This is a genomic window from Billgrantia ethanolica (assembly GCF_021404305.1).
GTDB lineage: Bacteria > Pseudomonadota > Gammaproteobacteria > Pseudomonadales > Halomonadaceae > Halomonas > Halomonas ethanolica.
In genome coordinates this window covers 294,908-318,707 of sequence record NZ_JABFTX010000004.1, presented here as the reverse complement: position 1 = coordinate 318,707, position 23,800 = coordinate 294,908, and the positions used below count along the sequence as shown (strand labels likewise).

Annotated in this window: 23 protein-coding genes; 17 read left to right on the top strand and 6 right to left on the bottom strand. The window is 66.4% G+C overall.

The features are described 5' to 3' along the window. Positions 1–63: 63 nt before the first annotated feature. Positions 64–1,032: an MBL fold metallo-hydrolase gene (locus tag HOP53_RS18050; protein ID WP_234271290.1), complete on the bottom strand. Its 969-nt coding sequence runs from the start codon at positions 1,030–1,032 to the stop codon at positions 64–66. A 375-nt stretch (positions 1,033–1,407) separates the two neighbouring features. Here HOP53_RS18050 and HOP53_RS18045 point away from each other — a divergent pair, with 375 nt between their 5' ends. The 4 genes from HOP53_RS18045 (at position 1,408) to HOP53_RS18030 (ending at position 4,887) form a co-directional block, all read left to right on the top strand. After that, on the top strand, positions 1,408–2,463 hold the full coding sequence (locus HOP53_RS18045) for a TRAP transporter substrate-binding protein (RefSeq protein WP_234271289.1): 1,056 nt from the start codon (positions 1,408–1,410) through the stop codon (positions 2,461–2,463). 28 nt (positions 2,464–2,491) lie between these two features. Continuing rightward, positions 2,492–3,046 carry a TRAP transporter small permease gene (locus HOP53_RS18040; protein WP_234271288.1) on the top strand — a complete coding sequence of 185 codons (555 nt, stop codon included), beginning with the start codon at positions 2,492–2,494 and terminating at the stop codon, positions 3,044–3,046. Next, positions 3,039–4,334 carry a TRAP transporter large permease gene (locus HOP53_RS18035; RefSeq protein ID WP_103969941.1) on the top strand — a complete coding sequence of 432 codons (1,296 nt, stop codon included), beginning with the start codon at positions 3,039–3,041 and terminating at the stop codon, positions 4,332–4,334. The genes HOP53_RS18040 and HOP53_RS18035 overlap by 8 nt, the downstream gene beginning before the upstream one ends. 67 nt (positions 4,335–4,401) lie before the next feature. Continuing rightward, positions 4,402–4,887, top strand: coding sequence for a MarR family winged helix-turn-helix transcriptional regulator (locus tag HOP53_RS18030; protein ID WP_234271583.1), 486 nt, complete (start codon positions 4,402–4,404; stop codon positions 4,885–4,887). A gap of 8 nt (positions 4,888–4,895) precedes the next feature. Here the strand turns inward: HOP53_RS18030 and HOP53_RS18025 are convergent, their stop codons facing one another. The 3 genes from HOP53_RS18025 to HOP53_RS18015 form a co-directional block, all read right to left on the bottom strand. Then, positions 4,896–5,414 (bottom strand): Lcl C-terminal domain-containing protein, encoded by a 519-nt coding sequence (locus HOP53_RS18025; protein ID WP_234271287.1) that lies wholly within the window; start codon positions 5,412–5,414, stop codon positions 4,896–4,898. Continuing rightward, entirely contained in the window at positions 5,411–6,256 is an 846-nt protein-coding gene (locus tag HOP53_RS18020) for an IclR family transcriptional regulator (RefSeq protein ID WP_234271286.1), read from the bottom strand. Before HOP53_RS18020 ends, HOP53_RS18025 begins: the two co-directional genes overlap by 4 nt. 117 nt (positions 6,257–6,373) lie before the next feature. Further along, entirely contained in the window at positions 6,374–7,165 is a 792-nt protein-coding gene (locus tag HOP53_RS18015) for an enoyl-CoA hydratase (protein ID WP_234271285.1), read from the bottom strand. A gap of 119 nt (positions 7,166–7,284) precedes the next feature. Between HOP53_RS18015 and HOP53_RS18010 the strand changes: the two genes are divergently transcribed. Next, positions 7,285–8,526, top strand: a complete 1,242-nt coding sequence (locus HOP53_RS18010; RefSeq protein ID WP_234271284.1) for an amino acid deaminase — start codon at positions 7,285–7,287, stop codon at positions 8,524–8,526. A 6-nt stretch (positions 8,527–8,532) separates the two neighbouring features. On the opposite strand, the gene HOP53_RS18005 is transcribed toward HOP53_RS18010, so the two are convergent. Further along, positions 8,533–9,432: a DMT family transporter gene (locus tag HOP53_RS18005; protein WP_234271283.1), complete on the bottom strand. Its 900-nt coding sequence runs from the start codon at positions 9,430–9,432 to the stop codon at positions 8,533–8,535. Positions 9,433–9,624: 192 nt separating this feature from the next. On the opposite strand from HOP53_RS18005, the gene HOP53_RS18000 reads away from it, so the two are divergent. After that, entirely contained in the window at positions 9,625–9,987 is a 363-nt protein-coding gene (locus HOP53_RS18000; protein WP_234271282.1) for a hypothetical protein, read from the top strand. Positions 9,988–10,037: 50 nt separating this feature from the next. Here HOP53_RS18000 and serA read toward each other — a convergent pair whose 3' ends face one another. Continuing rightward, entirely contained in the window at positions 10,038–11,288 is a 1,251-nt protein-coding gene (gene serA, locus HOP53_RS17995; protein WP_234271281.1) for a phosphoglycerate dehydrogenase, read from the bottom strand. Positions 11,289–11,554: 266 nt separating this feature from the next. Here serA and HOP53_RS17990 point away from each other — a divergent pair, with 266 nt between their 5' ends. The 11 genes from HOP53_RS17990 to tssK all read left to right on the top strand — a co-directional run bounded on the left by HOP53_RS17990 (position 11,555) and on the right by tssK (position 23,797). Then, positions 11,555–11,848 (top strand): exodeoxyribonuclease VII small subunit, encoded by a 294-nt coding sequence (locus tag HOP53_RS17990; RefSeq protein ID WP_234271280.1) that lies wholly within the window; start codon positions 11,555–11,557, stop codon positions 11,846–11,848. Continuing rightward, a complete protein-coding gene (gene ispA, locus HOP53_RS17985; protein ID WP_234271279.1) occupies positions 11,838–12,722 on the top strand; it encodes a (2E,6E)-farnesyl diphosphate synthase in 885 nt (294 codons plus the stop codon). Before HOP53_RS17990 ends, ispA begins: the two co-directional genes overlap by 11 nt. A gap of 38 nt (positions 12,723–12,760) precedes the next feature. Then, positions 12,761–14,668 (top strand): 1-deoxy-D-xylulose-5-phosphate synthase, encoded by a 1,908-nt coding sequence (dxs, locus tag HOP53_RS17980; protein ID WP_234271278.1) that lies wholly within the window; start codon positions 12,761–12,763, stop codon positions 14,666–14,668. A 512-nt stretch (positions 14,669–15,180) separates the two neighbouring features. Next, entirely contained in the window at positions 15,181–15,690 is a 510-nt protein-coding gene (gene tssB / locus HOP53_RS17975; RefSeq protein WP_234271277.1) for a type VI secretion system contractile sheath small subunit, read from the top strand. An 85-nt stretch (positions 15,691–15,775) separates the two neighbouring features. Further along, on the top strand, positions 15,776–17,257 hold the full coding sequence (gene tssC, locus HOP53_RS17970; protein ID WP_086510635.1) for a type VI secretion system contractile sheath large subunit: 1,482 nt from the start codon (positions 15,776–15,778) through the stop codon (positions 17,255–17,257). Between the two features lie 15 nt (positions 17,258–17,272). Next, on the top strand, positions 17,273–17,704 hold the full coding sequence (tssE, locus tag HOP53_RS17965; RefSeq protein ID WP_234271276.1) for a type VI secretion system baseplate subunit TssE: 432 nt from the start codon (positions 17,273–17,275) through the stop codon (positions 17,702–17,704). Positions 17,705–17,745: 41 nt separating this feature from the next. Next, positions 17,746–19,509 carry a type VI secretion system baseplate subunit TssF gene (gene tssF / locus HOP53_RS17960; RefSeq protein ID WP_103969933.1) on the top strand — a complete coding sequence of 588 codons (1,764 nt, stop codon included), beginning with the start codon at positions 17,746–17,748 and terminating at the stop codon, positions 19,507–19,509. Continuing rightward, entirely contained in the window at positions 19,473–20,492 is a 1,020-nt protein-coding gene (tssG, locus tag HOP53_RS17955) for a type VI secretion system baseplate subunit TssG (RefSeq protein WP_103969932.1), read from the top strand. Before tssF ends, tssG begins: the two co-directional genes overlap by 37 nt. A gap of 4 nt (positions 20,493–20,496) precedes the next feature. Further along, positions 20,497–21,882, top strand: coding sequence for a type VI secretion system-associated FHA domain protein TagH (gene tagH / locus HOP53_RS17950; protein ID WP_086510631.1), 1,386 nt, complete (start codon positions 20,497–20,499; stop codon positions 21,880–21,882). A 26-nt stretch (positions 21,883–21,908) separates the two neighbouring features. Next, positions 21,909–22,463, top strand: a complete 555-nt coding sequence (gene tssJ / locus HOP53_RS17945; RefSeq protein WP_191222936.1) for a type VI secretion system lipoprotein TssJ — start codon at positions 21,909–21,911, stop codon at positions 22,461–22,463. Next, positions 22,463–23,797 carry a type VI secretion system baseplate subunit TssK gene (tssK, locus tag HOP53_RS17940; RefSeq protein WP_234271275.1) on the top strand — a complete coding sequence of 445 codons (1,335 nt, stop codon included), beginning with the start codon at positions 22,463–22,465 and terminating at the stop codon, positions 23,795–23,797. Before tssJ ends, tssK begins: the two co-directional genes overlap by 1 nt. The last annotated feature ends 3 nt before the right edge of the window (positions 23,798–23,800 follow it).

Genomic DNA, 23,800 nt, shown 5'->3' with positions numbered 1-23,800 from the left:
TCTGCCGCCGGGTGGCGTCCCGGCGGCAGGCCTGTTCCGGGACGTCCCGGGGTATCGTTGTCGTTACTGGTTCTCGACCACTTCCTGCAGCGAGTGCCACATGGCGGTGTCGCGCTCGGCGGTCCAGATGCGCGGATCGGGGTATTCGCCGCCGGCCTCGTCGTAGCAGCGGGTGATGTCGAAGGGCAGGCAGTGGTCGAAGATCACCCAGTGGCCGTACTTGGGCTTGAGCTTGGCGTAGGTCTCGGCATAGCACTCGGAGAGCGATTTGCCGGCCGCCTTGCCCGCCTTGACGCTCTCGTACATGTCGGCGAGGAAGTCGCGGGTGCCCTGGATCGCCTCCTGGCACTGCTCGGGGGTGGTGAGCGCCTCGCCGCGCCCCGGTACCAGCTTCTGCGGGGCCATCGCCTGCAGGCGGTCGAGGGTGGTGGGCCAGTCCTCGTGATAGGCGTCGCCGGTGTAGGGGGTGGCGCCGTACTCGACCAGGTCGCCGGAGAACATCACCTTCTCCTCGGGCAGCCAGACGATGGTGTCGCCCTTGGTGTGGCCGCGGCCCAGATGGATGATGCGCACCTCACGCTTGCCCATGAACACCGTGAGCTCCTGTTGGAACACGATGTTGGGCCAGGTCAGGCCGGGCACCGAGTCCACACCCTTGAACAGGCGCGGGAAGCGGCCGACCTCGGATTCATAGTCCTGCTGGCCACGCTCGACGATCAGGTCGTAGGTGTGCTGGCTGGCGTAGATGTTCTCGGCACCGTAGGCCGAGGCGCCGAGCACGCGTACGGCGTGGTAGTGGCTCATCACCACGTGCTTGATCGGCAGGTCGGTGACCTCGCGAATGCGGCGAATCACGTCCTGGGCCATGATCGGCGTGGCCTGGGTGTCAATCACCATCACGCTGTCGTCGCCGATCACCACGCCGGTGTTGGGATCGCCCTCGGCGGTATAGGCGTACAGGCCCTCGGCCAGTTGGGTGAAGCTGACCTGCTTCTCTTCGGTATCGGCGTGGGAAGCGAACTTCTTGCTCATGGTTCCTCCAGGGTCGTCAGGGTCGTCACGTGGGCCTTGTCCCGCCCACCAGCGGTGCCGGAATGTCGTTCAGCATAGTTTTGTTTGAAACTATATGTCCAGCAAATCACGGACCAATCCCTAAATCAAGCGGCGGGAGAATGGCCGGAATTTGCCTTGGATCATGGGTTTAACGTTTTTTTGCGACCTAAGTCTAATAACGAATTGTTGCAAAATTAGTTGCACAGGAAATTAACTAGCGGCAAGGTGAGGCTGAAAAACATAGGCCGCGCTGTCACCGGCGAATGCAGACGAAGACAGTGACGCAGCCATTACAACAATGCACAGCCATCACGTGGCGCGAATACGCCACCCGTGACGATCCAGGAGCACACAATGAAAACCACCAACCGCCTCATGATCGGCGCCGTAGCGGCGCTCGGGCTTGGCCTCGGCACGCCGGCACTGGCCCAGACCGCCATCACCGTCAGTACCTGGGGCGGCCCCAATCACGGCGTCAACACCATCGTCTGGCCGACCTGGAAGGCGTGGATCGAGGAGGCCACCGAGGGCCGCGTGACCGTAGAAGTGGTGCACGACATGGGCCCGCCGGCGGCACAGATGGAGATCGTCGCCGACGGTATCGCCGATGCCAGCTGGATCTTCCACGCCCACATGGCCGGCCGCTTCCTGGCCACTCAGTTACCTGAGTTCCCCACCTTCGAGGATTTCTCCTCCGAGGACGCCGCCGCGGCCTACTGGCATACGCATCAGGCGTATCTGGCTCAGGCCAACGAGCATCGCGGCGTCGACGTGCTGGCCATGGGCGTGCACGGGCCGGGGCAGATCTTCACCCGCGATCAGGTCGGCTCCATCGACGACCTGGCGGGCAAGCGCCTGCGGGTGGGTGGCGGGGTGATGAGCGGGCTGGCCGATGCCATGCGCGTGACCGGCGTGGCGCTGCCGCCCACCGGCGTCTACGAAGCCGCCTCCCAGGGCGTAGTCGACGGCGCCATGTTGACCCTGGAGAGCCTGCGCAGCTTCCGTGTGGCCGAAGTGGCGCCGCACACCCTGACCGTCGATGGCGGCTTCTATCGCGGCAGCTTCGCCATCGTCATGAACCCGATGTTCTGGGATCAGATCTCGCCCGAGGATCGCGAGGCGATCGAGGCCGTCTCCGGTGAACACCTGTCGCGACTGTTCGGCTACATGATGGACGTTTCCGACGAGAGTGGCGTCGAGTTCGGTCAGGAGCGTGGTGCCACCTTCACCCAGGCGCCCGAAGCGGATATCGAGCGGCTGCGCGGTGTGACCGAGGAGCTGATCGCCGAGTGGTCCAGTGCCGTGGCGGGTCGCGGCGTCGATGCCGAGGAGGCCCTGGCGCACTTCCGCGAGCAACTGGCCCTGGCGGCCGAAGGCGACAGGATCGCCGAGCGCGTCGTGCGCCAGTAACCCGCTGTACATTTCTGGAGGCTTGAGCATGCCGACCTCGACCACGCTCTGGTTACGGGTCGGCCGTGTCATGCAGCTGACGCTGGAGGGGGTGGCTGGTGCCACCCTCTTCGCCATGATGCTGCTGACCACGGCAGACGTGACCGGACGCTACTTCTTCAACTCACCGATTCTCGGCACCGTCGAGCTGACCCAGCTGATGCTGGCCGCGCTGGTGTTCCTGTCGCTGCCGGTGGTGTGCTGGCGCGAGGAGCACGTCAGCGTCGATCTGCTCGACAGCGTGTTTCCCGCGCGCCTGATCTGGATCCGCCAGGTGCTGGTCAACCTGATCGTCACCGGGGCGCTGTGGATCATGGCACGCCGCATCTGGGCGCTGGCCGAGCGTGCCATGGAGTGGGGCGACGTGACCGAGTTTCTGCGTATCCCCAACGGCTATCTCATCTATCTCATCTCGATCATGCTGGCCGTCTCGGCCGTGCTGACGCTGCTGCGCGCCATCGGCTACCTGCTGGAAGGCGTGGGCGTGCTCGCACGCGGCGGCCCGCTCAGCCCCGAGAAAGGCAAGGGAGGCGTTCATGACTGAAGCACTGTATGGGTTCGCCGCCCTGCTGCTGCTGGCTTTTCTGCGGGTCCCCCTGGCGTTTGCCATGGGCATCGTCGGCTTTGCCGGCTTCTACTTCCTCACCGGCAACTGGAACGCCGCCGAAGCCATGGCCGCGCGGCGGGTGGTGGACACCGCCATGGACTACGGCCTGTCGGTGATCCCGCTGTTCATCCTGATGGGCAACCTGGTCTCCCATGCCGGGCTTTCCGATGCGCTGTTTCGCGCCTCCAACGGCTTCCTCGGCCACCGCAAGGGCGGTCAGGCGATGGCCACCATCGTCGCCTGCGGCGGCTTCAGCGCCATCTGCGGCTCAAGCCTGGCCACCGCCGCCACCATGGGCCGGGTCGCCATGCCGCAGATGCGCAAGTACGGCTACAAGGACACTCTGGCCTCGGCCTCCATCGCCGCCGGCGGCACCCTGGGCATCCTGATTCCCCCCAGCGTGATGCTGGTGATCTACGGCATTCTCACCGAAACCAGCATCCGCGAGCTGTTCGCCGCCGGCTTCATTCCCGGCATACTGGGCATCATCCTCTACCTGGTCGCGGTGAAATGGGTGCTGTGGCGCGACCCGGATGCCGGCCCCGCCGGCGAGAAGGTACCGTGGCCCGAGCGCTTCCAGGCGCTCAAGAGCGTCGGCAGCACCCTGGCCCTGTTCGTGCTGGTGATCGGCGGCATCTACCTTGGCGTGTTCACCCCCACCGAGGCGGCGGGCATTGGCGCCATGGGCGCCTTCATCATCGCCCTGCTGCGCCGGGCGCTCACCCCGCAGGTGCTGATGAACGTGCTGATGGACACCGTGCGCACCACCGCCATGCTGTTCGCCGTGGTGCTCACCGCGCTGATCTTTGCCAACTTCATCAACCGTGCCGGGCTGCCCAACGACCTGCTGGCCTTCGTCAACGGACTCAACATCGCCCCGTTCATGGTCATTCTGGTGATACTGGCCATCTACGTGCTGCTCGGCTGCGTGTTCGAGAGCATGTCGATGCTGCTGCTCACCGTGCCGGTGTTCTTCCCGGTGGTGGCGGGGCTCGGCTTCGACCTGGTGTGGTTCGGCATCCTGGTGGTGATCGTGATCGAGATCAGCCTGATCACGCCACCGGTGGGGATGAACGTGTTCGTGCTGCGGGCGGTGCTGCCGGACGTAAGCACGGGCACGATCTTCCGCGGCGTGACGCCGTTCTGGGTGGCCGGCATGGCGCGCGCGTTGCTGGTGCTGGTGTTCCCGGGTATCGTGCTGTTCCTGCCGCAACTGCTCTATTGATTGCTGCCAAGTGCGGGTGAGGAGTCTCGAGATGAATACAGAAGAAGAACGCCAGGCCGGTCTCGCCATGGAGGGCGACGAGGACCTGGCCGGGCCGCCGACCAAGCAAGAGTTGGACCTCAACCAGTTCCTGCCCTACCGGCTCAACAGCCTGGCCGATCGCATCAGCCAGGCGCTGGCCGAGCTCTACGAGGAGCGCTACCAGCTCAATATCGCCCAGTGGCGGATACTGGCCTGGCTCAGTCATTGCGACGAGCTGACGGCCAAGAAGATCTGCGCCTACACCTACATGGACAAGGCCCGCGTGTCGCGGGCGATTCAAGGGCTGGAGGAGCGCGGGCTGATCAGCCGCACGCCGGCGCCCGAGGATCAACGTCAGCAGGACCTGCACCTTACCGCTGCCGGGCGCAAGCTGTTGACCAAGCTGATCCCCGAGGCTCAGGCCTGGGAGGCGGAGCTGGTCGCGACGCTCACCGCCGGTGAGTACCGCGACCTGCTCAACGTGATGCGCAAGCTCGAGCGGCAGCTGGAGCGGATCGGCGAGAAGGGCTGACAGGTCGCCTAGGGCGCCGGGCAGTGGGCGGCGGCGCTTTCCAGCGCCATTACCGGCCGCAGGTAGAACTGACCGCCCATGTTGCAGCGGGTGCGCCCCTCTCCGCCGAAGTCGACGAAGCAGTCCTGCTGAGAATGGCCACCGGCACTGACCTCGTTCCAGTACCAGCCCTGCGGGGTATCGGGGAAATACTCGAGGTCGATCGCCATGGGGACCGACCCCGTAGCCTCGTTCGATGGCTGCATGAGACCGCGCAGTTCGTGAAAGCGCGGTAGCCGCCAGGGGCACTCGGCGCTTGCCAGAGTATCGATGCGGGCCTGTGCCTCGCTCCAGTTGAAGCGTTCGGCTTCGCCTAGACAGCGTCCTTCCCGATACTCCTGGCCCAGGCTGCAGCGCATCCACACCAGTTGCTGCTTCGAGTCGACGACCCATCCTTCAAGACTGGCATCGTAACCGGTGTTGGCATTTCCCCAGGCAGCGGCGCTGAAGCCGAGGAGCAAGCTGGCCACCACCAGGCGCAGTTTCATGCTTCTGCTGCTGTCTCGTCGGGGCTGGGCACCCGCCCGCCCAGGCGGGCCGTGATCTCAGCGGCGGTTTCACGCACCAGCTTACCCAGCTCGGGCAGCCGCGACTCGGGGATGCGTGCCACCGGACCCGATACCGAGATCGCTGCCAGTGGAGCACCGTGTTCATCGTGCAGGCAGGCGGCCACGCAGTGCAGGCCGATGGCATGCTCCTCGCGGTCGCAGGCGAATCCCTGCCGGCGAGCTTGAGCCAGATTGGCACGCAGCGTCTCGGGGGTATGCAGGGTATTCTCGGTGACTCGCGCCAGGCCGCGCTCGGCCAGCACCCGCTCGAACTCGTCGTCGGGCAGCCAGGCCATCAGCGCCTTGCCCACTCCGGAGGCGTGCAGCGGCGCGCGGGAGCCGAGCCGGGTGATCATGCGCATCATCTGCGGCGACTCGCTCTGGGCCAGGAACACCGCCGTGGCGCCGTCACGGATGCCCAGGTTGGCGGTTTCGCCGGTCTGGGCGGTGAGGCGGCGCAGGAAGGGGCGGCTGGCGGCGACGAAGTCGCGCGCTTCGAGAAAGCTGTTGCCGATGCGGAAGGTCTTGACGTCGATCTTCCATACGCCGAGCGCGGCGTCCTGGGTGATGAAGCCCTGCCCCTGCAGCGCCTGCAGCAGGCGGTGCGTGGTGGAGGGGGCCAGGTCGACCATCTCCGCCAGCTCCGAGAGTGCCAGGCCGCCCGGTGTGGCCGCCAGGCGCTCGAGCAGATTGAGGCCGCGCACCAGCGACTGACTATGGCCGCTGGCGCTTTTGCCAGGGCCGGGCGGGCGCCCCGCCGTTCTGCGTTTGACTTCACTCACCTGCGTATATCCTCTGCATTGACCTGGGCCGCAAGGCCTGCAACAGGATACCCGCTCGGCGCGAGCTTGTCTCGATTGCGGAAATGGCTTCCACTCTTCTTTCGCAGGGCGGGGCGGCTAGCGATGGCGCCACTGGGGCGAGCGTTTCTCGATAAAGGCATCGATGCCCTCGGCGACGTCCTCGGCCATCATGTTGCAGGCCATGGTCTCGCCGGCCAGCGCGTAGGCCTCGCGCAGCGGCATCTGCAGCTGACGCTGGAACAGGGCCTTGCCGGTGCGCAGAGCCACGGCGCTCTTGGCGCACAGGCTGGCGGTGAGCGCTTCGAGCACCTCGTCCAGTGCCTCGTCGTCGGCGACGCGATTGATCAGCCCCCAGTCGAGCGCCTGCTCGGCATCGATGAACTCGCCGGTGAACAGCATCTCCATGGCGCGCTTGCGGCCGATATTGCGCGACAGCGCCACAGCAGGAGTCGAGCAGAACAGCCCGACGTTGATGCCCGATACCGCGAAACGCGCCGACCTGGCCGCCACCGCCAGGTCGCAGCTGGCCACCAGCTGGCAGCCGGCGGCGGTGGCCAGGCCCTGTACCCGAGCAATCACCGGTACCGGCAGCTCGACGATGCGCTGCATCACCTCGCCGCACTGGGCGAACAGCGCCTGGTAATAGGCCTTGTCCGGAGTGGCGCGCATCTCCTTGAGGTCGTGCCCGGCGCAGAAGGCGCGCCCCTCGGCGGCGATGACCACACAGCGCACCGAACCATCGTTGGCCAGGCGGGAAAGCTCGCTGCCCAGGGCCTTGAGCAGAGCCTCGGACAGCGCATTGAACTGGTGTGGACGGTTCAGCGTGAGGGTGGCGACACCGCGGTGGTCGCGACGAATCACCGGGCGCTCGTCGACGGTAGTAGTCATTGTCGTATCCTGTAGCAACGTGCCCTGCACCAGACTAGCCTGACACGTGCACATTTCGATACCTCTGCGACCAAAGAGGGTGTGCCGCGCTTCCTGCGTCCACCCAGCGAGAGTGAAGCATGAACGACACGTTTTCCGACCTCGAGACCCAGCACAAAGGCATGCCGGAAGTCGGGACCAGCCTGCTGTCGGGCGTCAGCCTGCCGGCGGCGGTGATCCACGAGCCGGCGCTGGCCCACAACCTGGCCTGGATGCAGCGTTTTTGCCAAGACCACGGCGCGCGGCTGGCCCCGCACGGCAAGACCACCATGTGCCCCGAGCTGTTCCAGCGTCAGCTTGCCGCCGGTGCCTGGGGCATCACCCTGGCTACCGCGCCGCAGTGTCGGGCGGCCTTCCGTCATGGTGTCAACCGTCTGCTGATGGCCAACCAGCTCGTCGGCGAAGCCAACATGGCCATCGTCGCCGAGCTCATCGAAGCGGGTGTCGACTTCTACTGCGTGGTCGACAGCGTCGCGAACGCCGACCAGCTGGCGCGCTACTTTACTGCCCGCGGTCTGCGCCTCCAGGTGCTGATCGAGCTGGGCATACCGGGCGGACGCTGCGGCTGCCGCGATACCGACGAAGTGATGGCGCTCGCCGAGCGCATCGACAGCGAGCAGGCGCTGGTGCTGTGCGGGCTCGAAGGCTACGAGGGCGTAGTGCATGGCAACGACCCCGAGCGTGCCGTGCGCGCCTACGCCTGGCAGCTGGTGGAAGCGGCCCAGGCGCTGGACAAGGACGCCCTGATCGAGAGTCCCCAGCCGCTGATCACCGCATCCGGCTCGGCCTGGTATGACATGATCGCCGAGGTGTTCCGCGAGGCGCACCTGGGCAAGCAGTTCGTGCCGGTGCTGCGCCCTGGCTGCTACGTGGTGCACGACCACGGCATCTATCGTCAGGCTCAGCATGACATTCTGAAGCGCCGGCCGGAGCTCGAGCGCGGGCTCAAGCCGGCGCTCGAAGTGTTCGCCCAGGTAGTGTCGCTGCCGGAGCCGGGGCTGGCCATCGTCGGCATGGGCAAGCGCGATATCGGTCACGACCAGCTGCCAGAACCGTTGCGCCGCTACCGCGAAGGCGACGAGCGACCGGGGCGCACGCTTTCGGTGGCGGGGTGGCGCGTGACCAAGCTGATGGATCAGCACGCCTTCGTGCATCTGCCTCAGGACGAAGATGAGCCCGAGGTGGGCAACGGCAGGGTGCGGGTCGGCGACATCGTCGCCTTCGGCGCATCACATCCCTGTCTGACCTTCGACAAGTGGCGGCGGATTTGCCGCGTCGATGAGCGGCTGGAAGTGGTCGAGGTGATGCAGACCTGCTTCTAGGCGCGCTCAGGAGGGCGTGACCTCACGCTCGGCCTTCAGCCGAGCCAGGCGGTCGCCGAACAGGTAGGCGCCGAGCGCCACCAGAATCAGCACCGCTCCCGCCAGCATGGAGGACGATGGCTGTTCCTGATTGAGCGTCATGCCCAGGCCCAGCGCCAGCACCGGGGTGATCAAGGTGACGAGCGCCACGCTAGCGGCCGAGAGCCGCGACAGGATCAGAAAATAACAGAGGAAGCCCAGCAGCGAGCCGAACAGTGCCAGATAGAATACCGACCACAGGCCGCGTGTACTGAGCGGTATCGCCATGGGTTCGCCGCTGGCCAGCCACAGGATGAAGAAACACGGCAGGCTCAGAGCCAGGGCGCCCAGGGTCTGCTCCAGTGGGCCGAGCCCGGCCGCCACCCGCTGCACGGCGATGCCGCTGCCGCTGAACAGGGTCACGGCAAGGACCATCATCAGCAGGGCCGGCAGCTGATCGCTGCCCAGCACCAGGCTGTCGGCGAACACCACGCCCAGCCCTGCCAGGCCAAGCGTACAGCCGAACCAGTGCCAGCGACGCAGCTTCACGGCGCCGGGCAGCAGCTGCAGGATCAGCCCCGAGATCAGCGGTGCCATGCCGAAGATCACCGACATCATGCCGGAGGGCAGCGTCATCGAGGCGTGATAGCTCAGGGCCATGGCCCCGAATACTCCGGGAACCGCTGCCGCGTAGCTTGTCATGGCGCGCCGGTCCCTGCGTAATCCGCTGCGCAGGACCACCAGCACCAGCAACCCCGCCAGGAAGGCGATCGCCATGCGCAACAGCACGCTGCCTACGGGCGCCCCCGCCTCGGCGCTCCACTTGATGGCCAGTGGCGTGGTGGCCCACACCAGCACTACGATCAGGTAGGCGGCGCTAGTCGGCATGCACTTTTCCTTGTGAAGGCGGCAATATACGTTTTGAAAAGAAATGATTAGCACAGCAAGGGGCTGCGCGTCTAACCACAGGGCTGCGCGTCTAACCAAGCGCCCAACCTCGCATAACCTGGGTTAGCATTTTTTGAGGAGCGGTTCTGATATGTTCCAACCGGGGCGCGAACATCTGTCATTGGAGGACGAATGAGCGACGAACTGAGCGAGTTCGAGCAGAGTATCAAGCGCGAGATCGATGCCTTCATGAAGCCCGGCCACGAGCCGTCGCCGTCCCGCGATCTGCCGATCGGCAAGGCGAGCGGACACAAGGGACGTGGCAAGAAGAAGAGCAGCGCCAGGGCGGGGGCAGCCGAGCAGTCCGCCCAGTCCTACAAGACCGGACACCTGGTCCGGCTTGCGGTGAGGACGCGCAAGCTGGAGACCGATACCGTCTTCGAGCACCGTTCCACCAGTATTTCCAAGCTCGAAGCCCAGTTGGAAGCCGAGAAGGCGGCTAAGCAGGCCGGCTATCCGATCATCGGCTACGTCATCGACATTCAGCGTCTTTAACGCAGACCGCCGCGCTAGGCGCGGCGGTCTGATTGCGGTGAGCCGCTTGCTCACTCCTCGTAGTTGGTCTCGGAGTAGAGCACCCGTACACGCAGAGTGTGATCGACCTTGCGCAATGCCTCCAGCGCCTGTTCGCCGTAGGCCTTGTCCACGTCGATGACCACGTAGCCGACCTTGTCGTTGGTCTGCAGGTACTGCCCGGAGATGTTGATGCCGCTCTCGGAGAGCACCCGGTTGATCTCGGAGAGCACGCCCGGCACGTTGTCGTGGATGTGTAGCACGCGATGCTTGTCCGGGTGGGCCGGCAGTGCCACTTCGGGGAAGTTCACCGCGGTGACGGTGGTGCCGTTGTCGGAGTAGGTGATCAGCTTCTCGGAAACCTCGATGCCGATGTTCTCCTGGGCCTCCAGCGTCGAGCCGCCGACGTGGGGCGTGAGGATCACATTGGGGATGCCGCGCAGCGGGCTGACGAACTCCTCGTCGTTGCCCTTGGGCTCCACCGGGAAGACGTCGATGGCGGCACCGTAGAGACGGCCGGCCTGGAGCGCCTCGGCCAGGTCCTCGATCACCACCACGCTGCCGCGGGAGGCGTTGATCAGGATGCCGCTGGGCTTCATCAGCGCCAGCTGTTCCTTGCCGATCATCCACTTGGTGGAGGGCAGCTCGGGCACGTGCAGGCTGACCACGTCGGCACGCGCCAGCAGCTCCTCGAGGCTGGCCACCTGGTTGGCGTTACCCATGCCGAGCTTGGTCACCACGTCGTAGAAAATGACGTTGAAGCCGAGCGACTCGGCCAGCACCGAGAGCTGGGCGCCGATGTTGCCGTAACCGACGATGCCCAGGGTCTTGCCGCGGGCCTCGTGGGAGTTCTTGGCGCTCTTCAGCCAGCCACCCTGATGGGCGCGAGCGTTCTTCTCGGGGATGCCGCGCAGCAGCATGATGGCCTCGGCCAGCACCAGCTCCGCCACCGAGCGGGTGTTGGAATAGGGGGCGTTGAATACCGGAATACCACGTATCAGGGCGGCATTGAGGTCGACCTGGTTGGTGCCGATGCAGAAGCAGCCCACGGCATTGAGCTTCTCGGCAGCGGCGAACACGCGCTCGGTGAGCTGAGTGCGTGAGCGAATGCCGAGGAAATGCGCATCACGCACCTTCTCTACCAGCGCCGCCTCGTCGAGCGAGGTGGGTAGATGCTCGATGTTGGTGTAACCGGCATTCAGAAAATTGTCCACCGCGCTCTGGTGGACGCCCTCGAGCAGCAGGATCTTGATCTTGCTCTTGTCCAGGGACGTTTTGGCCATGGTCGAATCAACCCCTTCGTGGTACGCCGCGTGCTGTGCTGGAAGACCGGTGGGTGCCGAAACGGCGTGGTGCCATCCGGTGTTCAGGCTGGGAACAGGGCGCTCATGTTAACACAACCGACATGCGTCAAGATGAAAATGCTGCGTCGCGAAGATGAGCGCGCTGCACGTGACTCGGCGCGGGCAGACGCCCCCTGGGGCAGTGCGTATAGGGCTGTGCGTGTATACTGTGCCACCTGAAAACAGCGGTGACCAATAGAGGTGTCATGGCCGAGCGTGACAAGCAAGCGACAGGCGAGACGGCGGGCGATGAAGGCGAGGTCGATTTCGCCGCTGCCGTGGAGCGACTGGAGCAGCTGGTGGAGCAGCTGGAGTCGGGCGAGCTGACGCTGGAGGGCTCGCTTGCCGCCTTCGAGCAGGGCGTACGCCTGACCCGCAATGCCCAGCGTCGACTCGACGAGGCCGAGCTGCGCGTGCGCACCCTGGTCGAGGGTCCCGACGGCGGCATCGACTTCGAACCCTTCGCCGGCCCGAGCGCGGAGGACGACAGTGAGCACTGACTCTCTTTCCGCCACCCTGGCGGTCGATCGTGCTCGGGTCGATGCCTTCCTGGCGCGCGCCTTCGAGCAGCGCCAGCCGCCGACTCCGCGCCTGGAGGCCGCCATGCGCCACGCGCTGCTGGTGGGTGGCAAGCGCCTGCGCCCGCTGCTGGTCTACCTGGCCGGACGCTCGCTCGGGGCCAGCGACGAGGCGCTCGATGCGCCTGCCGCTGCCGTCGAGCTGATCCATGCCTACTCGCTGGTACATGACGACCTGCCGGCCATGGACGACGACGATCTGCGCCGGGGGCAGCCTACGGTGCACCGTGCCTTCGACGAGGCCACGGCGATACTTGCCGGCGATGCGCTGCAGAGCCTGGCTTTCGAAGTACTCGCCCGTGCTGCGCATCCGCGCCTGCCGGCACTGATCCTCACGCTGGCCGTCGCCGCGGGTCGGGATGGCATGGTGGGCGGACAGGCATTGGACCTGGCGGCCGTTGGCGGCCACCCTGACGTCGAGGCACTCGCCACCATGCACGCCCACAAGACCGGCGCGCTGATCTGCGCCGCGGTGCGTATGGGGGCGCTGACGGCCGTACCCGAACAGGATCCTCGTGTGGCGGCGCTGGATCGCTACGCCGAGGCGCTCGGTCTGGCCTTTCAGATACATGACGACGTTCTCGACGTCATCGGCGACACCCAAACCCTGGGCAAGGCATCGGGCGCCGATGCCGCCCGCGACAAGCCGACCTACCCGGCCCTGCTGGGGCTGGAAGGCGCTCGTCGCCGGGCCCAAGAGCTGACCGACGAAGCGCTGGCGGCACTGGCGCCGCTGGGCGAGGCGGGCGACCCGCTGGCCCAACTGGCCCGCTACATGATCGAGCGCGACCACTAGCCGCCATACGGCATGACAGCCAGGACGACCGAATCGCAATGAAGCTCTACGACGTAATCCCTGTCGAGCGCCCGGTAACCCCGCTGCTCGATTCGCTTAACACCCCGGCGGCACTACGCGCCATGAGCAGTGCCCAACTATTGCAGGTGGCCGACGAACTGCGCGCTTACCTGCTCTACAGCGTGGGCCGCAGCGGCGGTCACTTCGGCGCCGGCCTGGGGGTGGTGGAGCTCACCGTGGCGCTGCACCACGCCCTGGAGACGCCCCACGACCGCCTGGTGTGGGACGTCGGCCATCAGGCCTACCCGCACAAGATCCTCACCGGCCGGCGCGAGACCATGCCGACCATCCGCCAGTATGGCGGCCTGGCGGCGTTTCCGCGGCGCGCCGAATCACCCTACGACACCTTCGGCGTAGGCCACTCCAGCACCTCGATCTCGGCGGCGCTGGGCATGGCCCTGGCCGCTGCCACCCGCGGCGACAAGCGTCGCGTCTGCGCGGTGATCGGCGATGGAGCCCTGACCGCCGGCATGGCCTTCGAGGCGCTGGCCCACGCCGGTCACCTCGACGCCAACCTGCTGGTGGTGCTCAACGACAACGAGATGTCGATCTCCGAGAACGTCGGCGGCATTGCCAGCTACCTGGCCGGCATTCTCTCCAGCAAGCCCTACCTTGCCATCCGCGAAGAGGGCAAGCGGGTGCTGTCGCACCTGCCGGGAGCGCTGGAGCTGGCGCGACGCACCGAGGAGCACATGAAGGGCATGGTCAGCCCGGCCACGCTGTTCGAGGAGATGGGCTTCAACTACATCGGCCCGCTCGACGGCCACGATCTGCCGACCCTGATCCAGACCCTGCGCAACATTCGCGACCTGGACGGGCCCCAGTTCCTGCACGTGAAGACCCGCAAGGGACGCGGTTTCCTGCCCGCCGAGGCCGATCCCATCGGCTATCACGCCATCACCAAGCTGGAGAAGAATGGCGATGCGCCCAGCAGTGCGCCGGTGGTGCCCGCAAGAAAAAAACCCAAGTACTGCAATGTCTTCGGCGAGTGGCTGTGCGACATGGCGGCGGTGGACAAGCGCTTGATCGGCATCACCCCGGCGATGCGCGAGGGCTCCGATCTGATCCGCTTCTCGAAGGAGTATCCCGACCGCTACTACGACGTGGCCATCGCCGAGCAGCACGCGGTGACGCTGGCTGCCGGCATGGCCTGTGAAGGGGCGAAGCCGGTGGTGGCGATCTACTCCACCTTCCTGCAGCGTGGCTACGATCAGCTGATCCACGACGTGGCGGTGCAGGAGCTCGACGTCACCTTCGCCATCGACCGCGCCGGCCTGGTGGGTGAAGACGGCCCCACCCACCACGGCAGCATGGATCTCTCCTACCTGCGCTGCGTGCCCGGCATGGTGATCCTGGCACCGGCCGACGAGGCCGAGTGTCGCGCCATGCTCAGCGCTGCTTACCACTACCCGGGCCCCGCCGCGGTACGCTACCCCCGTGGCAGCGGGCCGGGTGTGGCGATTCCGACGCACCTCGAGCCGTTGGCGATCGGCAAGGCCGAGCTGCGCCGCGAGAGCGGCGCCGAGCTCGGCAAGCGGGTCGCCTTGCTCGCTTTCGGCAGCCTCAACGGTCCGGCCGCCGAGGTCGCCGCATCCCTCGATGCCACCCACCTCAACATGCGCTCGGTGAAGCCGCTCGATCGCGAGGCGATTCTGGCCGCTGCCGCCGACCACAAGCTGCTGGTCACCCTGGAGGAGAATGCGGTAGCCGGCGGTGCCGGCAGCGGCGTGAACGAGCTGCTTGCCGCCGAGGGCGTGCAGGCTGCGCTGCTCAACCTGGGCCTGCCCGACGCCTTCGTCGAGCACGGCAAGCCCGCCGAACTGTTGACCGAGTGTGGTCTCGATGCTACCGGTATCGAAGCGGCGATTCGCGCCCGCCTGGGGTGAGAACTTGATGCGGAAAAACGAATCGGCCGGGCGCTTGCCCGGTCGATTCGTTTGCGGGCTACTGGCTCTTCTCGTACCGCCAGCGTCATCCATCGTACTTCGAGGTGAAGCGAATGGCGTATCTATTTGCCCTATATTTCTTATATTCGTGTAAGCGATTTCCTACAGTCTTTGTAGTCCATTACCACCCCCTCTTGTCAGCAGTGGCCTGCGTCCGGGAACGATCCGCGTCACCACGGGTGTTGTGGCGGATTGTGTGTAAGCCGAAACGACACTCCGTATCTCAGTTGTAACCGCCAGCCGGCCGACCCCGCCGTTTGGCACATGACCCAAGCCTGATTACTCTCTCGCCTCACGAGCAAGGGCGATAACGTTTCTCACCTGAAATGCTGACCGCATCTGCCTACCTGAGGGTGGGTTGATGCGGACAGGGCGTGGTGCGTTGTCGACGCAGCTGTACCGATTCAGCTGTTGCGATTCCAAACAAGGCGGTCCATCAGGGGGCTTCTCCAATGGCGAAGGAAGGAACCGTTGCGCCGAAAGAGCGCATCAACATCAAGTACGTGCCGGCTACCGGCGACCAGCAGGCGGAAACCGAACTGCCGCTCAAGCTGCTGGTGGTAGGCGACTTCAAGGGCGGTGCCGAGGCCACGCCGATCGAGGCGCGCGAAAAGCTCTCGGTGGACAAGAACAACTTCAAGTCGGTAATGCGCGAGGCCGGTCTCAGCCTGACGGCCAGCGTGCCCAACCGTCTCGAGGAGGGCGAGGACGCCGGCGACCTGGCGGTCAATCTCGAATTCAAGTCGCTTGAGGACTTCACCCCCGACAGCGTGGCACGCCAGGTGCCCGAGCTGCGCAAGCTGGTTGAGCTGCGCGAGGCGCTGGTGGCGCTCAAGGGGCCGCTGGGCAACGTGCCGGCGTTCCGTGACCAGCTGCAGAAGCTGATGGAGAGCGACGAAGCGCGCACGCAGCTGCTCGCCGAACTCGAGCTGCTGGACACTCGCGACGACGCCGAGAGCTGAGGCTCCAGCGTCACTGAGGCATTCCGGGAGCGCGCCGACATGCGCATGACGTTCCCGGCCAGGCAAAAGATTCGAGGCACGTACAATGAGCGAAATGGCACAGACGCAGGGGCAGGCCGCCGAGGCCCAGGCCGAGGGTTCCCTTCTCGATCAGGTGATGGCGCAGACCCGCCTGGCGCCGTCCGAGGACGGTTACGACATCGCCAAGCAGGGCGTGGCCGCCTTCATTGCCGAGCTGCTGCGCAGCGACGATGCGGCACCGCAGGTCAACAAGGCGGTGGTGGACCGCATGATCGTCGAGCTCGACCGCAAGATCGGCAGTCAGGTCGACGAGATCCTGCACGACCGCGGCTTCCAGCAGATCGAATCGGCCTGGCGCGGGCTCAAGCTGCTGGTCGATCGCACCGACTTCCGCCAGAACATCAAGCTCGACCTGCTGCACGCCACCAAGGAGGAGCTGCTGGAGGACTTCGAGTTCGCGCCGGAGCTCAGCCAGAGCGGGCTCTACCAGCACGTGTATGCGGCCGAGTACGGTCAGTTCGGCGGTGAGCCGGTAGGCGCCATCATCGGCAACTACGACTTCTCGCCCTCGACCCCCGACATCAAGCTGCTGCAGTTCACCGCTGCGGTGGGCGCCATGGCCCACGCACCGTTCCTGTCCTCGGTGGCGCCGAGCTTCTTCGGCATCGACAGCTTCCAGGAGCTGCCCAACATCAAGGACTTCAAGGCGATCTTCGAGGGGCCCAAGTACGCCCGCTGGCGCAGCCTGCGCGAGTCCGAGGATGCCCGCTACCTGGGGCTCACCGCGCCGCGCTTCCTGCTGCGCATGCCCTACGACCCGGTGGAGAACCCGGTCAAGACCTTCCACTACCGCGAGACGGTCAGCGAGAGCCACGAGCATTACCTTTGGGGCAACACCGCCTACCTGCTCGCCGAGCGCCTCACCGACAGCTTCGCCAAGTACCGCTGGTGCCCCAACATCATCGGCCCGCAGAGCGGCGGTGCGGTGGAGAATCTGCCGGTACACACCTACGAGGCGCTGGGCCAGCTGCAGGCCAAGATTCCCACCGAGGTGCTGGTCACCGACCGCCGTGAGTTCGAGATGGCCGAAGAGGGCTTCATCTCGCTGACCATGCGCAAGGGCAGCGACAACGCCGCCTTCTTCTCGGCCAACTCGGTGCAGAAGCCCAAGGTCTTCCCCAACACCCCCGAGGGCAAGGCCGCCGAGACCAACTACAAGCTCGGCACCCAGCTGCCCTACATGTTCATCATCAACCGCCTGGCTCACTACATCAAAGTGCTGCAGCGCGAGCAGATCGGCTCCTGGAAGGAGCGTCAGGATCTCGAGCGCGAGCTCAACGTGTGGATTCGCCAGTACGTCGCCGACCAGGAGAACCCGCCGGCCGAAGTGCGCAGTCGTCGTCCGCTGCGCGCCGCCTCGATCCAGGTCTCCGATGTCGAGGGCGATCCGGGCTGGTATCAGGTCTCCATGGCGGTGCGCCCGCACTTCAAGTACATGGGCGCCAACTTCGAGCTGTCACTGGTGGGCCGTCTGGACAAGGAGTAAGGGGAGGACGCGGCCATGATGATCCACCGTGGCGGCGTGCTCGGCAACCGGCTGTTCGAGCGTCTGGCGACTCCCGAGCGACCGGAAGCCAGCGGCGCCGAGGCGAGCCTTGCCGAGATCGTCGAGTCCATCAAGCGCCATCTGGTCGATCTGCTCAACAGCCACCCGGGGCACAGCGAATGTGCCCCGGAGCTGGGGCTCCTCGACTTCAACGACGCGACCATCGGCGTGCTCGACCTGGAGCGCAACATCCAGCGCGCCATTCGTCAGTGCATCGAGCGCTTCGAGCCGCGCGTGCGGCAGGTGGAGGTGGAGTCGCTGCCGCGCGGCAGCGACCCCTTGCAGCTGCGCTTCCAGGTGCACGCCACGGTGGATCTCGGTCGCGACCAGGGCCAGGCCACCATCGATCTATTGCTCAACGACAAACGCTACCAGTGCCTGAACTGAGTACCCAAGCCGATTAGCCCCAGCCAGGAAGCGAGGCGTGCATGCTCAATCGTTATTACCGGGATGAGCTCGATTACCTGAAGCTGCAGGGGCGGGAGTTCGCCGAGGCCAACCCCGGCCTCAGCCGTTTCCTCTCCGAGCGCAGCACGGACCCGGACGTCGAGCGGCTGCTGGAAGGCTTCGCCTTTCTCACCGGACGCATGCGCGAGAAGGTCGAGGACGAGTTCCCCGAACTCACCCACTCGCTGATCTCCATGCTGTGGCCCAACTATCTGCGCCCGGTGCCGAGCATGACGATCATGCAGTTCACGCCCAACAAGGGGGCTCTCAGCGGACGTCAGGAAGTGCCCGCCGGCACCACCCTGGCGGCGCGGCCCATCGACGGCACCGCCTGTCGCTTTCGCATCTGCCACGACGTGGCGCTCTACCCGCTGATGCATGCCGGCGTAGAGGCGCGACACTCCCGCGAATCCTCCATCGTCGAGCTGGCTCTCGACGTGGACGGCGATCAGTCGCTGGATGCGCTGGGCATCGACAACCTGCGTCTGCACCTGGGCGGCGGTGGCTATACCGCACGCACGCTCTACCTGTGGCTGGGCCACTACCTGTCGCGCCTGGAGCTGGAGATCGACGGCGCCGTGGTACCGCTGCCCCGCGACATGCTCGCTCCGGTGGGTTTCGAGCGCGAGCATGCGCTGCTGCCCTATCCGCGCAACGTGCATCAGGGCTATCGCATCCTGCAGGAGTACCTGTGCTTTCCCGAGGCCTTCCACTTCGTCGATCTGATGGGGCTCGGCCGCCTGCTGCCTCCGCGCCAGGCCTCGCGCATCGTGCTGCGCTTCGTCTTCTCGCGTACGCTGCCGGCGGACGCCAAGGTTCGCGACGAACACCTGGCGCTCTATTGCGCCCCGGCGATCAACCTGTTCAGCCACGACGCCGACCCCATCGATCTCAACGGCGAGCGCAGCGAGTACCGCATTCGGCCCAGCAGCCGCGCGGCGGAGCACTACGAGGTGTTCAGCGTCGATGCGGTACAGGGCTGGCTGGAGGGCGACAGCGGCAAGATGCGCGGCGAGCCGCGTCAGTACGTGCCGTTCGAGAGCTTCCAGCATCAGATCGAGCGTGACCGCGGCCGCGAGGCGCGCTACTTCCGGGTGCGGGTGCGCGACAGCCTGCGCGGCGACGGCTTCGACCACGACATCGCCTTCGTGCGCGGCGACGAGCAGGCCTGCGTCGGCATGCGCGAGACCATCTCGCTGCGCCTGACCTGCAGCAACCGCACCCTGCCCGAGCGTCTGGCGGTAGGCGACATCATCGCTTCCACCGACACCAGCCCGGTGTTTGCCGCCTATCGCAACATCACCCGGCCCACCCCGGCGCTGCGTCCGACCCTGGACGGCAGCCTGCTGTGGACGCTGATTTCCAACCTCTCGCTCAACTATCTGTCGCTGCTCGAGCGCGATGCGCTGTGCTCGGTGCTGCGCGCCTACGACTTCCGCGCCCTGGTCGACCGTCAGGCCGAGCGGGTGTCGCAGAAGCGTCTCGCCGGTGTGCTGAACATCGAGACCCGCTCCATCGACCGACTCAAGCGTGGTCTGCCGGTACGCGGCCTGCGCTCGGTGATGACCCTGGATCAGGAGGCCTTCGGCGACGAGGGCAGCCTCTATCTGTTCGGCAGCGTGCTGGCACGATTCTTCTCGCTCTACGCCAGCATCAATTCGTTCCACGAACTTCACGTCGTCAATCGTCACAACCAGGAACGTTACGCATGGACCTTACAGTCGGGCCAACAACCCCTGATCTAGCGCCGCTGGCCCTGATCGAGGGGGCCCGGCGCTACGATTTCTACCAGCTCGTCGAGCTGCTGCATCGTCACCATGAAGACGATCTCGAGCGCGTGGCCGACGTGCATCCCGGCCGCGAGCGAGTGCGCTTCAGCGCCTCGGCGTCGCTGGGCTTCCCTGGCAGCGACGTGGTGGCGCTGGAGTCCCGCCCGAGCGGCGAATACGCGCTGGAAGTCAGTTTCTTCGGCCTGCAGGGGGCCCAGTCGCCGCTGCCCGGCTACTACCTGGAATCGCTGGCCCACGAGGCGGCCCACCACGAAGGGGTGGCCCGCGATTTCCTCGACTTCTTCAACCACCGCCTGCTGACCCTGGTGCATCGCAGCTGGCGCAAGTATCGCCACTACGTGCGCTACCAGGACGGCGCCAGCGACGGCTTCTCCGCCGCGGTGTTCGCCCTGGTGGGGCTGGCCGACGAGGAGCTGCGCGGCGAGACGCCGATCAACTGGGGCAAGATGCTCGCCTATGCCGGCCTGCTGGCGGGGCGCTCGCGCTCGCCCGAGGTGGTCGAGAGCGTGGTCGGCCACTGCTTCGACCTCGACGACGTGAGCGTCGAGCAGTGGGTGCACCGCTGGGTCGAGATTCCCGAGGATCAGCGCAGCCGCACCGGCCTCGGCGCCATGACCCTGGGCGAGGACATGGTGGCCGGCGAGCGGGTCGCCGACGTGGGCGGCAAGTTCGCCCTGTGCCTGCAGGGGCTCAGCCTGGCGCGTTTCCGCGACTTCCTGCCCGACGGCCGTGAACATGCGCCGCTCAAGACCCTGGTCAGCTTCGTGCTGCGCGAGCCGCTGGCCTACGACCTCGAACTGGAACTGCTGGAGAGCGCCGTTCAGCCCATGCGTCTTGGCGACCACGGCTGCTGCCAGCTCGGCTGGACCACTTTCGTCAATCCCCAAGCCGGTGCCGCCGCAGGGCGGCGCCGGGTGCGCATTCAGATGACAGGGTAACGCGATGACGTATCTTTCCCGTCCCCAGGCCGCCGCCAGCGCCGTCACCCTGGTGGTGCTCAACAGCGAACGGCTCGAGGGGCGCTCCACCAGCAGCTACGTATTTGCGGCCTCGGGGGGCACCCTGGGCAGCGCCGAGAGCGACGACTGGCTGCTGCAGGACCACGCCGGGCGGATCCGCCCGGCCCATGCCGAGATCCGCCGGGCCGACGGCCAGTTCTGCCTGATCGACCGCAGCGGCCACACCTTCATCAATCAAGCCACGCTGCCGCTGGGCCGCGATCGTCGGGTCGCCCTGCGCGATGGCGACGAGCTGGGGATCGGCGAGTACCGGGTGCGCGTGCATCTGGGCGACCGTCAGGCCGGCTTGCCCGGCGCCCAGCCGCTTGCCGCGCTGGTCGACGACGAGCAGGAGGTGCTGGCGGAGCAGGGCGTGGTGCCTTACCGGGCCGCGCCCTCGGCCGCCTTTCCGCCGCCGCGTCGCGACGACCCGCTGGAAGCCCTGGGCGAGGCCACGCCCGGCGCCAGCCAGCGCGATCCGCTCACGGCCCTGGCTCACGAGCATGATGCGGCGCAAGGCGATGACGATGCGCTGCTCGGCGTGCTGGCCGAGCAGCGGCATGGCGATACGGGACAGCACGGCTCTCTGGAGTGGCGCGCAGCGGCGCCGACCAATCGACGATACGAGGAAGACACCAAGATGAACCGGGAAATGGACGAAGGGCTGCTGGACGATCTGGAACGCTCGGTAGGCGAACAGCTCGAGGAGCGCTGGCAGGACAGCGTGCCGGTCGGCGCCGGCTCCGTCGGCAGCGATCCGCTGCTGCGTGCCCTGGGCGCCGAGCTGCGTTTTGCCGACAGCGAAGAGCAGCAGAACTTCCTGGCTGAGGCCGGCCAGACCCTGCGCGCCGCCATCGAAGGCTTGCAGGCGCTGCACCGTGCCCAGGACGACAGCCGCTATCCGCTGCGCGACCGCCGCCTGCAGCCGATCGAGGACAACCCGCTGCGCCTGGGCCAGCCCTACCGCGACACCGTGGAGACGCTGTTCTCCGCCCGCCGCAGTCCGGTGCACCTCTCGGCACCGGCGGCCGTCACCGAGTGCCTGACCCATCAGGGGCAGCACCAGGCGGCGGTGGAGGAGGCCATCGGCGAGGCGCTGCAGGCGATCCTCGACGCCTTCGCTCCGGATGCCCTGCTCAAGCGCTTCCACGCCTACCGCGGTGCCGGCAACCGCCTCGACGACGAGGGCAGCTGGGCGTGGGAGATGTATCGCCATTACTACCAGGAGCTCAACTCCGGCCGTCAGCAGGGCTTCGCCAAGCTGTTCTGGGAGGTGTTCGAGCAGGCCTACGACCAATCGGTGCGACGTCAGCAGCGCGAAGCCAAGTGAACACAACAAGACGGGACGCAGGAAACATGAGTACAAGACTTTTGCGCGCAAGCAAGGCCTCGGGGCGCACCTTGAGCTGGCTGGCGGTGCTGCTGCTGGCGCTGGTTCTCAGCGGCTGTACCACCATCGGCAAGACCTGGCAGGTGATCCGCGATCCCTCGATCCCGGTGGGCCACCCCGAAGACCGCCCGACCCGAGTCGACCTGGCCATGCTCGCCGAGCCCGACGTCAATCCCAACTTCGAGGGCGAGGGCACGCCGCTGCGCTTCCAGATCCTGCAGCTCAAGGACGACTCGATGCTGATGGCGGCCGACCACCAGCAGCTGCTCAACGACCTGGAAGGCGCCCTGGGCACCAACTATCTGTCGCATGACGACTTCACCCTGCTGCCGGGGCAGTGGAAGTTCTACGAGCCGTTCGACATCGACGAGGAGACCCGCTACATCGGGCTGATCGCCTTCTACAACAACCCCGACCAGACCGAATGGAAGAAGGTGGTCCGGGTCGCCTCGCGCAGTGAGGACTACCACCTGCTGGTGCATCTGCGCGCCGACGAGGCCGAGCTGAGGAAGGAAGACTGATGGCCAGCCGCAACCGAGTGGTATGGAGCGAGGGGCTGTTCATCAAGCCCCAGCACTTCCAGCAGCAGCAGCGCAGCCTCGAGGGCCTGCTCGAGGCGCGCCTGCGCGGCATCAGCCACGCCCTGTACGGCTTCCAGACCCTGGAACTCAACGCCGAATACCTGAGCTTCGGACGCATCGCCATCAGCCGTGCCAGCGGTGTGATGCCCGACGGTACGGCGTTCCTGCTGCCCGACGACGACATCGAGCCGCAGCCGCTGGAGATCGACGACGCCGGTATCGCCAATCAGCTCGTCTACCTCTGCCTGCCGCTGGCCACCGATGCGGTGGGCGAGGTGCGCTGGCCCGATGACGACCTGCCGACCCGCTATCGCCTGGCCCAGCGCAGCGTGCGCGATCTGCACTCCCGCGACGGCGATACCGCGATTCTCGATGTTGCCCGGGTCGCGCCGCGGCTGCTGCTCGAGCGCGACGACCGCAGCGCCTACACCTGCCTGGCGGTGGCGCGCATCCACGAGCGGCGTCCCGACGGCAGCCTGGTGCTCGACGAGCAGTTCATCCCCACGCTGCTCAACGTGCAGGCGGCGCCGGTGCTTCAGCGCTTCGTCGGCGAGATGGCCGGGCTGATGCGCGAGCGTGCACGCAATATCGCCCATCGCCTCGCCTCGCCGCACCAGGCCGGTGTGGCCGACGTCTCCGACTTCATGCTGCTGCAGCTGCTCAACCGCGCCCAGCCGCGCTTCCAGCACCTGGCGCGCCTGGGTCACCTGCATCCGGAGCGGCTGTTCGCCACCATGCTGGAAACCGCCAGTGAACTGGTGACTTTCACCGACGAGTCGCGGTTGCCGCCGGAGTATCCGGCCTACGACCACGACCACCCCGAGCGGGCCTTCCGCATGCTGATGCAGAGCCTGCGTCAGGCGCTCTCCACCGTGCTCGAGCCGCGCGCGCTGGCGATCCAGCTGCAGTCGCGCCGCTACGGCCTGCTGGTGGCACCGCTGGCCGATCCGGCCCTGCTCGACAGCGCCGATTTCATCCTCGCGGTGCGTGCCGACATGCCCCACGAGCGGCTGCGCAAGCTGTTCCTGCAGCAGACCAAGGTGGCAAGCGTGGAGCGCATCCGCGACCTCATCAGCCTGCAGCTGCCCGGCGTACCGCTGGAGCCGCTGCCGGTGGCCCCGCGGGAGCTGCCCTACCACGCCGGATACAGCTACTTCCGGCTCGACCGGCAGAGCCAGGCCTGGAGCATGCTCGACGGTGCCAGCGGCTTCGCCTTCCATGTGGCGGGCGAATTCCCCGGGCTCGAAATGCAGTTCTGGGCGATCAGGAGCTAAGCC

Bases quoted from the DNA above. Each gene is read 5' to 3' on its own strand.
- HOP53_RS18050 (WP_234271290.1), bottom strand. From the start codon at position 1,032: ATGAGCAAGAAGTTCGCTTCCCACGCCGATACCGAAGAGAAGCAGGTC.
- HOP53_RS18045 (WP_234271289.1), top strand. From the start codon at position 1,408: ATGAAAACCACCAACCGCCTCATGATCGGCGCCGTAGCGGCGCTCGGG.
- HOP53_RS18040 (WP_234271288.1), top strand. From the start codon at position 2,492: ATGCCGACCTCGACCACGCTCTGGTTACGGGTCGGCCGTGTCATGCAG.
- HOP53_RS18035 (WP_103969941.1), top strand. From the start codon at position 3,039: ATGACTGAAGCACTGTATGGGTTCGCCGCCCTGCTGCTGCTGGCTTTT.
- HOP53_RS18030 (WP_234271583.1), top strand. From the start codon at position 4,402: ATGGAGGGCGACGAGGACCTGGCCGGGCCGCCGACCAAGCAAGAGTTG.
- HOP53_RS18025 (WP_234271287.1), bottom strand. From the start codon at position 5,414: ATGAAACTGCGCCTGGTGGTGGCCAGCTTGCTCCTCGGCTTCAGCGCC.
- HOP53_RS18015 (WP_234271285.1), bottom strand. From the start codon at position 7,165: ATGACTACTACCGTCGACGAGCGCCCGGTGATTCGTCGCGACCACCGC.
- HOP53_RS18010 (WP_234271284.1), top strand. From the start codon at position 7,285: ATGAACGACACGTTTTCCGACCTCGAGACCCAGCACAAAGGCATGCCG.
- HOP53_RS18005 (WP_234271283.1), bottom strand. From the start codon at position 9,432: ATGCCGACTAGCGCCGCCTACCTGATCGTAGTGCTGGTGTGGGCCACC.
- HOP53_RS18000 (WP_234271282.1), top strand. From the start codon at position 9,625: ATGAGCGACGAACTGAGCGAGTTCGAGCAGAGTATCAAGCGCGAGATC.
- serA (WP_234271281.1), bottom strand. From the start codon at position 11,288: ATGGCCAAAACGTCCCTGGACAAGAGCAAGATCAAGATCCTGCTGCTC.
- HOP53_RS17990 (WP_234271280.1), top strand. From the start codon at position 11,555: ATGGCCGAGCGTGACAAGCAAGCGACAGGCGAGACGGCGGGCGATGAA.
- dxs (WP_234271278.1), top strand. From the start codon at position 12,761: ATGAAGCTCTACGACGTAATCCCTGTCGAGCGCCCGGTAACCCCGCTG.
- tssB (WP_234271277.1), top strand. From the start codon at position 15,181: ATGGCGAAGGAAGGAACCGTTGCGCCGAAAGAGCGCATCAACATCAAG.
- tssC (WP_086510635.1), top strand. From the start codon at position 15,776: ATGAGCGAAATGGCACAGACGCAGGGGCAGGCCGCCGAGGCCCAGGCC.
- tssE (WP_234271276.1), top strand. From the start codon at position 17,273: ATGATGATCCACCGTGGCGGCGTGCTCGGCAACCGGCTGTTCGAGCGT.
- tssF (WP_103969933.1), top strand. From the start codon at position 17,746: ATGCTCAATCGTTATTACCGGGATGAGCTCGATTACCTGAAGCTGCAG.
- tssG (WP_103969932.1), top strand. From the start codon at position 19,473: ATGGACCTTACAGTCGGGCCAACAACCCCTGATCTAGCGCCGCTGGCC.
- tagH (WP_086510631.1), top strand. From the start codon at position 20,497: ATGACGTATCTTTCCCGTCCCCAGGCCGCCGCCAGCGCCGTCACCCTG.
- tssJ (WP_191222936.1), top strand. From the start codon at position 21,909: ATGAGTACAAGACTTTTGCGCGCAAGCAAGGCCTCGGGGCGCACCTTG.
- tssK (WP_234271275.1), top strand. From the start codon at position 22,463: ATGGCCAGCCGCAACCGAGTGGTATGGAGCGAGGGGCTGTTCATCAAG.